Source organism: Microbacterium sp. 11MF (assembly GCF_000383475.1).
GTDB lineage: Bacteria > Actinomycetota > Actinomycetes > Actinomycetales > Microbacteriaceae > Microbacterium > Microbacterium aquilitoris.
In genome coordinates this window covers 410,254-422,658 of record NZ_KB911460.1, presented here as the reverse complement: position 1 = coordinate 422,658, position 12,405 = coordinate 410,254, and the positions used below count along the sequence as shown (strand labels likewise).

Here is a 12,405-nt window from a genome sequence, read left to right as displayed (position 1 = left end):
CCGACCGGTCATTCGTCCGGCGTGAGTCCCTCGACGCGGTAACGGCGTTCGATCCCCGCCGTCGCGCGACCCCATTCGCTGTCCGCGGCGCGTCGCTGGTGCTCCCGGAACGTGGACGCATCGGTCCAGAGCTCCTCGACCGACCACGCACGACCGCCGCCGAGCGGTGTGATCTCGAACAGCAGGCAGCCGTCCTCGGCCCGCGTGCGCTCGATGTGCGCGTCGAGGTGGCGCCGCACGGCATCCGCTTCGTCCTTCGTCGCGCAGATCATCCTGCCCGACAGGCGTACTCCTCCGATGTCGACCATCAGTGACCGATGTACCGGCCGGGCCGGTGGTTCAGAGCGAGGACGAGGTTCAGCACGACGGCCCCCGCCGCGCTGAGCAGAACGAACTGCCAGGGGACGACCAGGAGGGCGAGCAGGATGACGAGGACATCGAAGACCATCATGGTCCACCCCACGCGGATTCCGGTCGCATCCTGGATCACGAGGGCGACGACGTTGATCCCACCGAGGCTCGCGCCGTGCCGGAAGACGATCAGCAGGCCGATCCCGGCGAGGAGGTTGCCGGCGATGGTCCCGAAGACCGGGTCGATCCTCTCGATGAGGAACAGGTGCTCGATGAGGACGGAGAATCCGGAGACCGCCCCGATGCACACCAGGGTGCGGAGGGCGAAGTTCCACCCGCGCTTCCAGACCGCCAGGACGCCGAAGGGCAGGTTGACGACGGCGAACAGTGCCGCGAACGGCCAGTCGAGCGCATAGTTCAGCAGCAGGGACAGGCCCGCGGTGCCGCCGGTGACGGCCATGCTCATGTGCAGCAGGAACAATCCCAGGGAAACGGTGAACGTTCCGGTCGCGAGTCCGACGATGTCGTCGAGCCAGGTGTGCGGAGCGGCCTTCTCCTCGAAGACGAGCGACGGGCCCGTCTCGGGGGCGGCGGGGTCGGCCATCTCTTCGTGCGCTGTCACCGAATCAGGTTACCCAGCCGCGGTCAACCCCGTGATTTCGGGTGCCATTCGGGAATGAAATGCCCTGTGGGACGTTGTATCCGTCAAGGAGGACCCGTGGGCAAGAACTACATCGACATCGAGAACGACCGAGGCGAGACGCTGCGCTACCGCAAGCACGCCAACGGACGTGGCTTGATCGCGAACGGAGCCAAGGTGCACCCGAGTGCGATCGTCGAAGCAGGAAGCTACGTCGAACCCGGGGCGCAGATCGCCGCAGGCGCCCGCATCGGACGCGGAGTGTGGATCGAACCGGAGGCCGTCATCGGCCCGAACGCAGAGATCGCACCCCACGCGCACATCGGACCCGGAGCAGCCATCGGTGCCGGCGCGAAGATCGGCGTCCGCTGCTTCGTCGGCGCCGGAGCGCGGGTCGCACCGGAGTCCCTCATCGGCGACGACGAGAGCATCCCCGAAGGCGAGCGCGTCGCGACCGACCGTCGCGGCCTCCGCTTGGCGGCCTGACCGCCCCCTCACACGTCTGCAAGGCCCGATCCCTCTCCAGGGGTCGGGCCTTCGTCTGTGGCTGGGGTTAGCCTCGGCGCATGACCACCCCGCGCCGCTCGACCCGCGCCGTCGTCGCGGGGTTCGTCGGTGCGCTCCTGCTGGCGGGGATCTGGGTCGCGGCATCCGCTCTGCGCGGGTCGACGGGTGAGGGGATGCCGGCGGGAGCCGACGTGATCACGGTGCAGCGCGTGGTCGACGGCGACACACTCGTGACTGCGGACGGTACTCGAGTCCGTCTGATCGGCATCGACGCTCCCGAGGCGCATCCCGAACCGGAATGCGGAGCGGATGCCGCGACCGCCCGGCTGCGCGAGCTCGCGCCCGAGGGCGCCCGCCTCCGGGCCGTCGCCGACCGGGAGGACCTCGACCGGTACGACCGCGAACTCCGCTACCTGTGGACCGCGGACGGGACGTTCGTCAACGAGGCGCTCGTGGCGGAGGGCCACGCTGCGACGCTCCGCATCGCACCGAACACCCGCTACGCGAAGCGGTTCGCCGCTGCCGAGTCCGCCGCTCGGGCCGAGGGCGCCGGACGATGGGGCACCTGCTGAGCCGCGGCATCCCCGTGGCATCCCGAAGCGTCCCGAGGCGCGCGGCTACGCTGGCAGGCATGGCGACACGCGGCGGACCCCAGCGCAAGGGCGGCCGTCCAACGCCGGGGAAAGGCCGCGCGGGGGGCGCCAAGCCGACTCCGAAGCCCACGGCGAAGCGGAAGCCGGCACCCACGCAGGCCGCGCCGGTACCCGCACCGCCGTCGGGCCCGTTCCGCCTCGGCGCGATCCCGGGGGCGACGCCGGGCAAGTGGATCGACATCTGGAAGACCCGGATGCCGCGCAACCCGCTCGAGCTCGTCCCTCTCGCGGTCGCGGATCAACGCGCGGCGTTCGCGCGGGGCGACGTGGATGCGGCGATCGTCCGGCTGCCGATCGACCGCGACGGTCTGAACGTCATCCCGCTCTACGAGGAGACGACGGTCGTGGTGTGCGCTGCCGACTCCGCTCTGACGGCGGCGGACGAGCTGACCGCGGAAGACCTTCTCGGCGAGGTCCGGATCGTGCCGGGCGACGACGTCCTGTCCTTCGATGTCGCGGGGACCTCGGAGCCGCGATTCGCGGCGCCGGCCACGACGGGCGAGGCGGTCGAGATCGTGGCCACCGGCGTCGGGATCGTCCTCGTGCCCATGTCGCTCGCCCGACTGCACCACCGCAAGGACGTGACGTTCCGGCCGCTCGCGGAGGCCCCGGCATCCGCCGTCGCACTCGCCTGGCCCGCCGAGGGGGCGACCGAGCTGGTCGACACGTTCGTGGGGATCGTCCGGGGGCGCACCTCGAACTCCTCGCGCTGACGCACGGCGTTCGGCCCCGGACCGGGCATTTAGACTCGAGGAATGGCTCCGCTCGTCTATCTGTGCGTTCGCCCGCAGGTGGATGCCGCGGACGGCGAGTACGCGTCGTTCCACCAGGCGATGAGCGTCGGCGAGTCCGGCCTCGAGCGCTGGAACCTCGTCGACGACGACCTGCCCGCCGACGCGTTCGAACGCTGGCGCGGCTTCGTGGTCGGCGGCAGCCCGTTCAACACGACGGATGCCGACGCCACCAAGTCCGCGGAGCAGGTGCGGATCGAGGCGGGGCTGCAGGCCGTGGCACAGGCTGCCGTGGCGGGGCGGACGACCGCGCTGTTCACGTGCTTCGGGATCGGTGTCGCCTCACGCGCCCTCGGCGGCGAGGTGACGCGGGAGTACCCGGAGGGGACGGGGCCCACCGGCATCCGTCTCACTGATGCGGGTCGGCAGGATCTCCTGTTCGGCGGGCTGGAGGCCGAGTTCACCGCCCTGACGGCGCACAAGGAGGCCATCGAGCGGCTGCCCGAGGGCGCCGTGCTCCTCGCGACGAACGACGAGTGCCCCGTGCAGGCGTTCCGGATCGGCGACCGGCTGTACGCGACGCAGTTCCACCCCGAGCCGACCGGCGTCGCGTTCACCGAGCGGATGACGATCTACCGCAACCACGGCTACTTCGACGCGGACGAGTACGACACCGTCGCCGCGGTCGTGCTCGCGGCCGATCTCGACGAGCCGCAGCGGCTGCTGCGCCGATTCGCCGAGATCTTCTGACCGCTCAGCTGCGCGCGAGCGAGAGTTCCCCGCGACGTCCGCGTGCCCAGAGCACGAGAGGGACGATCACGACGATCGCGGCGGCGATCCACGCCGTGATCGCGATCGGGGTGGACTGAGGTTCGGTCGCGAACCGGCCGATGCCGATCCACAGCAGTCCCCACGCCGAAGCGAGCGCCGGTGCGAGGCGTCCGCCGGTGCGGATCGCGCTCGCGGCGGCGATCAGGACGACCACGATGATGACGGCGATCCCCCACGCGGTGGCGGCGTCGCCCCACGACGTCGGCGCGACCTCAGCGGTCAGCCAGGCGGTCGTGTTCGCGACGGTGGCGAGCGTGACCCAGCCCAGGTGCAGTCCGACGGTGACGTCGGTGGAGAACGTCTCGGCGAACGTGCGCGGCGGATTGAGCACCAGGATGCGGATGGTCCAGCCCAGCGCGACGAGCAGGGCGACGATCGTCAGGACGGTGACGAGGAGCGTCGTGTACTGGGCGGCCAGCAGCCAGAGCCCGTTGAGGACGGCCGTGAGGGCGATCGGGTAGCCGACCTTGCGCTGGCGGTCACTGCCGCGCTGCGACGGGAGTGCCTGCCAGATCGTGTACGCGATCATGAACAGGTAGATGACGCTCCAGATCGAGAAGGCCTGGGCCGCGGGAGCGAGCACCGTGGAGGTCGCCGAGAGCGCGCCGTTCTGCAGGTCCTGAACCGGAGTCCCGCCGAGGACGCCGGCCCCGAACAGGGCGGCGATCAGCATGAACGTCACCGCCGAGATCACGACGATCTGGCGGGTGAGGTCCGACGAACGGGATGCGGTGGAGCTCATCATGCCGTCACGGTACGTCCCCGTGGCGCGCGGCGGCGACCTCTTGACAGGCTTCGAGCGGGGCTTGAGGGGGGTGAAGGTCGGGTGCGTCGGGTGTCGATTCGCGAGTGAGAGGTTCCTCATTTTGGATCTGTTCGCGGCGCCTGAGTTCCGCAGTTTTCAGGGTCCCGATGTCGGAGGCTGGTGCGATAGTTCAGGTATGACAGAAGCGATGGAAACCCCTGGTGGCGATGCGTATCTCGCCGCCATTGCGGGCATCGTTGCGGACGTCGAGGACGTGGAGCGGCGGATGGCCGCGGTGCAGATCGCGCAGCTCCGTACGCTCGCTGCTGCGGGCCGACTGGCGGAGGAACAGGGCGCGCCCCCGAACGCGAAAGTGACCCTGCACGACATGGTGCTGCGGTCGACCGCCGCAGAGATCGGCGGAGCGATGCGGACCACCGACCGCACCGTGCAGCGTCGGATCGGGGAGGCTCGGGTGACGATCGAAGGATTCCCGGCGGCCGTGGCCGCGTGGGAAGCCGGGCGGATCGTGCGCGGGCATGTGAAGGCGATCGTCGAGACCGGGCTGAACCTACCCGCAGAGATATGGGCTGAGTTCGAAGCCATTGCGATCGAGCGATGCGAAGGCGAGACCCCGAACCGAGTGCGGGGTGAGCTGGAGATCCTGGCGCACCGGATGCATCCGCGATCGTTCGCCGAGCGGCATGAGGAAGCTGCGGCGCGGCGGTGCGTCAGGTTGATCCCGGGCCGGGACGGGATGTCGGATTTGATCGCGACCCTGCCGACCGTGATTGCGGAGGGGATCCACGACCGGCTCACACAGCAGGCGCGGGCGATTGTCGACACCCGCGAGGAGCGCTCGGCGCCCTTAGATGTGATCGCGACCGACGGGAGATCGACCGATCAGGTCCGCGCCGACGTGCTCGCCGACCTGCTCTTCGCCGGCACGCCGTCGCTTGATGACACGCGCGACACGACCGCCGGGCCACTGGGCGCGATCCGCGCGCGCGTGCAGGTACTGATTCCCGCAGCGACTCTGATCGGTGCCGATGATGGACCGTGCGATCTGACCGGCCGCTCCCCCATTGACCCTGCGACCGCCCGCCTTCTCGCCGGTGCGACGCACACGTGGGAGCGCCTGTTCCACGACCCCACCACCGGAGTCACCGTCTCCACCGACTCGTACCGTGTCCCATCCGGGATGCGACGGTTCCTGCAAGCCCGCGACCAGCACTGCCGGTTCCCCGGCTGCCGCGTCGCCGCCATCCGGTGCGAAGTCGACCACACCCACGACCACACCCTCGGCGGCAAAACCGAACTCTCCAACCTCGCCCACCTATGCCAACGACACCATTCGATGAAGCAGTTCACCGCATGGCGGGTCCGACAACTGAGGGGTGGAGTCCTGGAATGGACCTCACCCCTCGGCAGGATCTACCGCGAAGACGCACCCACCCCGGCCGTCGCCTTCACCCCTGCCACCACACACCCCGGAGACCCGGCACCCTTCTGACCCGACACAGGCCTGAACCGGGGCCGATCCTGCGCGCGCTGCGCCACGCAGAACACCGCGCCACAGCCACAGCCGATGAGCGACCCCCGGCATCCCACTTCCCCTGTCGCGGACGGCGAGCGCGCACGGCGCGTCGCGACAGGGGAACGCGGACTACGCCCCGACGACGACCGCGGACTCCGGGGCCACGACAAGCCGCTCGCCGGCCGACGTCGGCTCGACGGACGCGATCCAGACGTCGCCGCCGGCGACCTCCCACGGCTCGGACGACAGGTTCACGAGAACCCGCGCCGCGCCGCGGTGCAGCACGTACCGGGGACCTGTCGAGGTGGTCTGCACCTCGGCATCCCGCCCACCGGGACCCGGGTGGGTCAGCTCGGGCCGCGAGCGCCGCAGATCGGCCAACTGCCGGTAGAGATCCAGCAGCCGCGCGTGATCGCCCTGCGACACCTCGGACCAGTCCAGCTTCGACCGCTCGAACGTCGCGGGGTCGTTGGGGTGCGGCACGATGCTCTCGTCCCAGCCCATCTTCACGAACTCCGCGATCCGGCCCTTCGCCGTCGCCTCGGCGAGTTCCGGCTCGGGGTGCGAGGTGAAGAACTGCCACGGCGTCGACGCACCCCACTCTTCGCCCATGAACAGCATCGGCGTCCCGGGCGCGGTCAGCGTCAGCACGGCGGCGACCGCGAGCCGATCGGCCGACAGCGTCGCCGTCAACCGGTCTCCCGCCGCGCGGTTGCCGATCTGATCGTGATCCTGCGCGTAGGTCACCAGTCGCCAGGATGCCGCGTCGTCGGGCACGGGCTTGCCGTGATCCCGCTCGCGGAACGACGAGTAGGTGCCGTTGTGGAAGAAGCCCTCCGTCCACACCTTCGGCAGCGCCTCGGGGTCGGCGAAGTCCTCGTAGTAGCCGACCGCCTCGCCGGTCAGTGCGACGTGCACGGCGTGATGCCAGTCATCCGACCACTGCGCCGTCAGGCCGTACCCGCCGGCCTCGCGCGGCAGGAACATCACCGGATCGTTCAGGTCGCTCTCGGCGATGAGCGTGAGCGGCCGCCCGACGTGCGCGCTCAGCGCGTCGGTCCGCTCCGCGATCTCCTGCAGGATGTGCACCGGCTGCTCCCCGGACTCGTGCAGCGCGTGCACGGCGTCCAGCCGCAGACCGTCGACGTGGAAGTCCCGCATCCACATCAGCGCGTTGTCGACGATGAACGACCGCACGGCCGCCTCGTCGAGGTTGAGGCTGTCGCCCCATGTATTCCGCGACCCGTCGCGCAGGTACGGACCGTACTCGGGCAGGTAGTTCCCGCTCGGCCCCAGGTGGTTGTAGACGACGTCCTGGATCACCGCGAGGCCCGCCGCGTGCGCGGCATCCACGAAGCGCTGATACGCAGCCGGACCGCCGTACGTCTCCTGCACGGCGTACCACAGCACGCCGTCGTAGCCCCAGTTGTGGGTGCCGTTGAAGGCATTCACGGGCAGCAGCTCGATGTGCGTCACGCCGATGTCGATCAGGTGGTCGAACCGGGCGATCGCGGCATCCAACGTCCCTTCGTGCGTGAACGTCCCGAGGTGCAGCTCGTAGATCAGCCCGCCAGCGAGCTGACGGCCGGTCCACGCCTCATCCGTCCACGGGAAGGATGCCGGGTCCACCCACGCCGACGCGTCGTGGACGCCTCGCGGCTGCCGCCGCGACCGCGGGTCGGGACGAAGGTCGTCGCCGTCACCGAGGACGAAGCCGTACTCGTCGCCGTCCGCCAGCGCGACGTCGGTGCGCCACCAGCCGTCACCGGCGGCGGTCAGCGCGACGTCGTCCGCATCGGGGCGGCGCAGCCGCACCCGCTCGACACGCGGAGCCCAGACCTCGATCACGATGCGTCCCCTTCGATGACGTCCGCCGGCGCGAGCAGCGCGACGGGGTAGGTGTCCAGCAGGTCGGCGAGCCGCAGACGACCGCCCTCGAACCGGCGCCCGGTCAGCACGTCGACCGTCGGGCCGACGTGCGTCAGCACCTCGGTGTCGCCCCAGCCGCCGCGAGCGGCGAGCCCGGCCGGCAACCGCGTCGCCACCGCCACGACGCCGCCGCGGTCGAAGGCGACCGCGTGGTCCGCGGCCTCCCCCGCGACCGTCATCGGCGTGTACCGCGTGAACAGCTCCGGATGGTCGCGCTTCAACCGCAAGGCGCGCGACACCACGAGCAGCTTCGCCGCGCCCGACGCGTCGACCGGCGGCATCCACCCCTCGTCGAGACGTGCGAGCAGGCGCCGGCGTTCCGCGAAGTCGACCTCGCGACGGTTGTCGGGGTCGACGAGCGAGTGGTCCCACAGCTCGGTGCCCTGGTAGACGTCCGGGACGCCCGGGCCGGCCAACTGCAGCAGCTTCAGCGAGAGCGAGTTCGACCGGCCGAGCGGCGTGATCTCGTCCACGAAACCCTCGACGATCGCCCGCGCATCGCCGAAGGCGGCATCGACGAGGTCGTGCATCTTCTCTTCGAAGGCCTCATCAGGGTCCGACCAGGTCGTGCTGTTCCCCGCTTCGCGCGACGCCTTCTCGGCGTACGCGTGCAGGCGCTCTCGCGATGCGGGCCACGCGCCGACGATCGCCTGCCACAGCAGGTTGTCGAACGGGCCGTCACCGGTCGAGGCGACCTGGCGCAGCTCGCCGAGGACCTCGGCCCACCGCTCCGGCAGCTCGGCCAGCACGGACAGGCGCGTCCGGACGTCCTCGCTGCGCTTCGTGTCGTGCGTCGACAGCGACGTCATCGCCGCCGGCCACGAAGCCTGACGACGAGCGGATGCCGCATGGAACCCGTCGACGTCGACCGCGAACTCGGTCGGGTCGCCGCCCACCTCGGTGAGCGTGCCGAGCCGGGTCCAGCGGTAGAACGTCGTGTCCTCGACGCCCTTCGCCATGACGGGACCGGTCGACTGCATGAACCGCCTCGTGAACTCGCTGTCGGGGCCGGCCGTCAGGCGCGCCGCGATCGTCTCGAACGCGTCGCCCAGCTCGGGACGGCGCGACGACGCCAGCGCGACCGCCTCATCGACCTCTTCGACACCGGCGGGAAGGTAGGCGCGGTACACCGGGAACGCCGCGAGCAGCTCGGCGAGCGCGTCGAGCCACTGCTCGTCGGACGCGCCGTTCCGCTCACCGGCGGGGACGAGCGCCGCGAGCCGGAGCACCTCGGCGTGCAAGCCGTCGGTCGCCCACGCGAGCTTGGCCTCGTGCATCATGTCGGCGTAGTCGGCTGCCGCACCGTCTCGCAGCTGCGTGTCGAGCAAGGTGAGGCCCTGCTCGCCGGACGGATCGACGAGCACGCGGTCGAGGACCGCCATCGCGTCGTATCCGGTCGTGCCCTCGGTCGCCCACCACGACGGCAGGTCCTCGCCGTGCTCGAGGATCTTCTCCACCAGCACGTACGCGCCATCCGTGGCATCCGCCAGCAGGTCGAGGTACCCGCCCGGGTCGGCGAGGCCGTCCGGGTGGTCGACCCGCAGACCGTCGGCGAGACCCTCGTCGATCCACCGCACGATCTCGACGTGGCTCGCGTCGAACACGGCCGGGTCCTCGACGCGGACGCCCGCGAGCGTCGTCACGGCGAAGAAGCGACGGTAGTTGAGTTCCGCGTCGCCGCGGCGCCAGAACAGCAGCTCGTAGTGCTGCGCCGCGAGGACGTCGCGGACGTCACCCTCGCCGGTGCCGTCCGCGAGCGGGAACTCGTGGTCGAAGTACCGGACGACGCCCGCCTCGGCATCGATCGTGATCTCGCCCGCCTCGACGGCGGCATCGAGCTCCGACCCGAGCACGGGCAGCCGCAGCCGTCCGCCGAGCGCCCAGTTCACGTCGAAGGCCGCCGCGTGGGGCGACGCCTGCCCCTGGCGCAGGACGTCCCACCACCACGGGTTCTGCCGCGGGTCCGAGACGCCCTGGTGGTTCGGCACGATGTCGATCAGGATGCCGAGGCCCGCCGCGCGCGCCGCGGCGGCGAACCGCGACAGCCCCTCGGGGCCGCCGCGCTCGGGGTCGACGACCGTCGGGTCCACGACGTCGTAGCCGTGGTCCGATCCGCTCGTCGCGGCCAGGATCGGCGACAGGTAGGCCCAGTCCACTCCCAGATCACGCAGGTAGTCGGTCAGCTCGGCTGCGGCATCCAGATCGAATCCGGCCCGGATCTGCAGCCGATAGGTGGACAGCGGAGCCTTCTGGTCGTCGGTCATGAGTGCGGAAGCTCGCTCTGCTGCGACTGCGCGGGGACGTCGATCGCCCCGGTCATCGCGGAAAGGGACGCGGCCACCGATGAATCGACTTCGACCGTCTCCTGCTCGTGGTCGCGCAGGACGACGAGCGCCCGACCTCCGACCGTGACCGTGCCGCCGGGGTCGACGATGGGGATCTCGTCCACGCCGCCGGCGGTGTCGACGATGACCTCCCAGCGCGGGCTGGCGGTCGCCGTGGGGATGGTGAAGTCGATCGCCTCGTCGCTCGCGTTGAAGAACACGAAGAAGTGGCGGTCGTGGATCTCCTCGCCGCGGCGGTCGCGCTCGCGGATGCCGTCACCGTTGAGGAAGACGCCCACGGCGCGGCCGAAGCCAGAATCCCAATCCTCGGGCTGCATCGCCGAACCGTCCGGACGGATCCACGCGATGTCGGGGAGCGGTGCTCCCTCCTCGCGCCGCACCGGACGCCCGTCGAAGAACCGCCGCCGCCGGAACGTCGGGTGGTCGCGGCGCAGTCGCGCGAGCACCGAGGTGAACTCGATGAGGGGCTGGTCGATCGCCGTCCAGTCGATCCAGGTGAGCTCGTTGTCCTGCGCGTAGCCGTTGTTGTTGCCGTGCTGCGAGCGACCGAGCTCGTCGCCATGGGAGATCATCGGCACGCCCTGGCTCAGCAGCATCGTCGCGAGGAAGTTGCGCTGCTGGCGCGCTCGCACCCGGAGGACGTCGGGATCATCCGTCGGTCCCTCGACGCCGTGGTTATACGAACGGTTGTGCGATTCGCCGTCGTTGTTGTCCTCACCGTTGGCCTCGTTGTGCTTCTCGTTGTACGAGACGAGGTCGCGCAGGGTGAACCCGTCGTGCGCGGTGACGAAGTTGATGGATGCCACCGGCCACCGCCCGTCCTGCTCGTAGAGGTCGGCGGACCCGGTGAGCCGCAGCGCGAACTCTCCGAGCGTGGAGGGCTCCCCGCGCCAGAAGTCGCGGACGGTGTCACGGTACTTGCCGTTCCACTCGGTCCACTGGGGCGGGAAGTTGCCGACCTGGTACCCGCCGGGGCCGATATCCCACGGCTCGGCGATCAGCTTCACCTGGCTGACGATCGGGTCCTGCTGCACGAGCTCGAAGAAGGCCGACAGGCGGTCGACGTCGTAGAACTCGCGGGCGAGGGTCGAAGCGAGGTCGAAGCGGAAGCCGTCGACGTGCATCTCGAGCACCCAGTAGCGCAGCGAGTCCATGATGAGCTGCAGCGTGTGCGGGTTGCCGACGTTGAGGCTGTTGCCCGTGCCGGTGTAGTCCGTGTAGTACCGCTTGTCGTCGTCCTCGAGCCGGTAGTAGGCGAGGTTGTCGATGCCGCGCATCGAGAGCGTCGGGCCCATGTGGTTGCCCTCGGCGGTGTGGTTGTACACGACGTCGAGGATGACCTCGATGCCCGCGGCGTGGAGCGCGCGCACCATCGCCTTGAACTCCTGCACCTGCTGGCCGACGCCGCCCGCAGCCGAGTAGGTGTTCTGCGGCGCGAAGAAGGCGATCGTGTTGTAACCCCAGTAGTTGGAGAGGTCCTTCTCCTGGAGCGTCGAGTCGTTCACGAACTGGTGCACCGGCATGAGCTCGAGCGCCGTGACGCCGATCTTCTTGAGGTGCTCGATGATCACCGGATGCGCGATGGCACTGTAGGTGCCGCGGATGTCCTCGGGGATGTCGGGGTGCGTCATCGTGAGGCCCTTCACATGGGCTTCGTAGATGACGCTCTCGGCGTACGGCGTCTTCGGCTGGCGGTCACCCTGCCAGTCGAAGTACGGGTTGACGACGACGCCCTTCATCATGGCCGCGGCGGAGTCGTCGTCGTTGGTCGAATCGGGGTCGCCGAACGTGTAGCTGAAGACGGACTGGTCCCATTCGACCTGACCGTCCACGGCCTTCGCGTACGGGTCGAGGAGAAGCTTGTTCGGGTTGAACCGCTGACCGTTCTCGGGGTCGTAGGGCCCGTGCACGCGGTAGCCGTAGCGCTGCCCCGGCTGCACCGACGGCAGGTAGGCGTGCCAGACGAACGCGTCGACGTCGATGAGTTCGACGCGCGTCTCCTCGCCGCTCTCGTCGAACAGGCAGAGCTCGACCTTCTCGGCGCACTCGCTGAACAGGGCGAAGTTCGTCCCATTACCGTCGAAGGTCGCTCCCAGAGGGTAAGCGGAACCGGGCCAAACCTGCATGCGGACTCCT

The 12,405-nt window shown here is 69.9% G+C and carries 11 protein-coding genes; 5 read left to right on the top strand and 6 right to left on the bottom strand.

Annotation, left to right across the window (positions count from 1 at the left end):
- Positions 1 to 8: 8 nt before the first annotated feature.
- Both H286_RS0108970 and H286_RS0108965 read right to left on the bottom strand, forming a co-directional pair.
- Positions 9 to 308: a putative quinol monooxygenase gene (locus H286_RS0108970; protein ID WP_231370926.1), complete on the bottom strand. Its 300-nt coding sequence runs from the start codon at positions 306 to 308 to the stop codon at positions 9 to 11.
- Positions 308 to 955: a YitT family protein gene (locus H286_RS0108965; protein ID WP_018185629.1), complete on the bottom strand. Its 648-nt coding sequence runs from the start codon at positions 953 to 955 to the stop codon at positions 308 to 310. Before H286_RS0108965 ends, H286_RS0108970 begins: the two co-directional genes overlap by 1 nt.
- 114 nt (positions 956 to 1,069) lie before the next feature.
- Here H286_RS0108965 and H286_RS0108960 point away from each other — a divergent pair, with 114 nt between their 5' ends.
- The 4 genes from H286_RS0108960 to H286_RS0108945 all read left to right on the top strand — a co-directional run bounded on the left by H286_RS0108960 (position 1,070) and on the right by H286_RS0108945 (position 3,632).
- On the top strand, positions 1,070 to 1,477 hold the full coding sequence (locus H286_RS0108960; protein ID WP_018185630.1) for a UDP-3-O-(3-hydroxymyristoyl)glucosamine N-acyltransferase: 408 nt from the start codon (positions 1,070 to 1,072) through the stop codon (positions 1,475 to 1,477).
- A gap of 80 nt (positions 1,478 to 1,557) precedes the next feature.
- Positions 1,558 to 2,070: a thermonuclease family protein gene (locus H286_RS0108955; RefSeq protein WP_020097885.1), complete on the top strand. Its 513-nt coding sequence runs from the start codon at positions 1,558 to 1,560 to the stop codon at positions 2,068 to 2,070.
- Between the two features lie 59 nt (positions 2,071 to 2,129).
- The gene (locus tag H286_RS0108950; RefSeq protein ID WP_020097884.1) at positions 2,130 to 2,864 is read left to right on the top strand and encodes a LysR family substrate-binding domain-containing protein; all 735 of its coding nucleotides are present in this window, start codon (positions 2,130 to 2,132) and stop codon (positions 2,862 to 2,864) included.
- 42 nt (positions 2,865 to 2,906) lie between these two features.
- Positions 2,907 to 3,632 carry a glutamine amidotransferase-related protein gene (locus tag H286_RS0108945; protein ID WP_020097883.1) on the top strand — a complete coding sequence of 242 codons (726 nt, stop codon included), beginning with the start codon at positions 2,907 to 2,909 and terminating at the stop codon, positions 3,630 to 3,632.
- Positions 3,633 to 3,636: 4 nt separating this feature from the next.
- Here the strand turns inward: H286_RS0108945 and H286_RS0108940 are convergent, their stop codons facing one another.
- Positions 3,637 to 4,455 carry a hypothetical protein gene (locus H286_RS0108940; RefSeq protein WP_020097882.1) on the bottom strand — a complete coding sequence of 273 codons (819 nt, stop codon included), beginning with the start codon at positions 4,453 to 4,455 and terminating at the stop codon, positions 3,637 to 3,639.
- A 199-nt stretch (positions 4,456 to 4,654) separates the two neighbouring features.
- Between H286_RS0108940 and H286_RS0108935 the strand changes: the two genes are divergently transcribed.
- The gene (locus H286_RS0108935; RefSeq protein WP_028497458.1) at positions 4,655 to 5,971 is read left to right on the top strand and encodes an HNH endonuclease signature motif containing protein; all 1,317 of its coding nucleotides are present in this window, start codon (positions 4,655 to 4,657) and stop codon (positions 5,969 to 5,971) included.
- A gap of 153 nt (positions 5,972 to 6,124) precedes the next feature.
- Here H286_RS0108935 and treZ read toward each other — a convergent pair whose 3' ends face one another.
- From treZ to glgX, 3 genes are read right to left on the bottom strand one after another with little or no spacing between them, the layout of a single operon-like run.
- Complete coding sequence (treZ, locus tag H286_RS0108930) at positions 6,125 to 7,843, bottom strand: malto-oligosyltrehalose trehalohydrolase (RefSeq protein ID WP_020097880.1); 1,719 nt, start codon at positions 7,841 to 7,843, stop codon at positions 6,125 to 6,127.
- On the bottom strand, positions 7,840 to 10,188 hold the full coding sequence (gene treY / locus H286_RS0108925; RefSeq protein WP_020097879.1) for a malto-oligosyltrehalose synthase: 2,349 nt from the start codon (positions 10,186 to 10,188) through the stop codon (positions 7,840 to 7,842). Before treY ends, treZ begins: the two co-directional genes overlap by 4 nt.
- Positions 10,185 to 12,395: a glycogen debranching protein GlgX gene (gene glgX / locus H286_RS0108920; RefSeq protein WP_020097878.1), complete on the bottom strand. Its 2,211-nt coding sequence runs from the start codon at positions 12,393 to 12,395 to the stop codon at positions 10,185 to 10,187. The genes treY and glgX overlap by 4 nt, the downstream gene beginning before the upstream one ends.
- Between the last annotated feature and the right edge of the window lie 10 nt (positions 12,396 to 12,405).

Coding starts and splice junctions, on each gene's coding strand:
- H286_RS0108970 (WP_231370926.1), bottom strand. CDS start 308: ATGGTCGACATCGGAGGAGTACGCCTGTCGGGCAGGATGATCTGCGCG.
- glgX (WP_020097878.1), bottom strand. CDS start 12,395: ATGCAGGTTTGGCCCGGTTCCGCTTACCCTCTGGGAGCGACCTTCGAC.
- treY (WP_020097879.1), bottom strand. CDS start 10,188: ATGACCGACGACCAGAAGGCTCCGCTGTCCACCTATCGGCTGCAGATC.
- H286_RS0108940 (WP_020097882.1), bottom strand. CDS start 4,455: ATGAGCTCCACCGCATCCCGTTCGTCGGACCTCACCCGCCAGATCGTC.
- H286_RS0108955 (WP_020097885.1), top strand. CDS start 1,558: ATGACCACCCCGCGCCGCTCGACCCGCGCCGTCGTCGCGGGGTTCGTC.
- H286_RS0108965 (WP_018185629.1), bottom strand. CDS start 955: ATGGCCGACCCCGCCGCCCCCGAGACGGGCCCGTCGCTCGTCTTCGAG.
- H286_RS0108945 (WP_020097883.1), top strand. CDS start 2,907: ATGGCTCCGCTCGTCTATCTGTGCGTTCGCCCGCAGGTGGATGCCGCG.
- H286_RS0108935 (WP_028497458.1), top strand. CDS start 4,655: ATGACAGAAGCGATGGAAACCCCTGGTGGCGATGCGTATCTCGCCGCC.
- H286_RS0108950 (WP_020097884.1), top strand. CDS start 2,130: ATGGCGACACGCGGCGGACCCCAGCGCAAGGGCGGCCGTCCAACGCCG.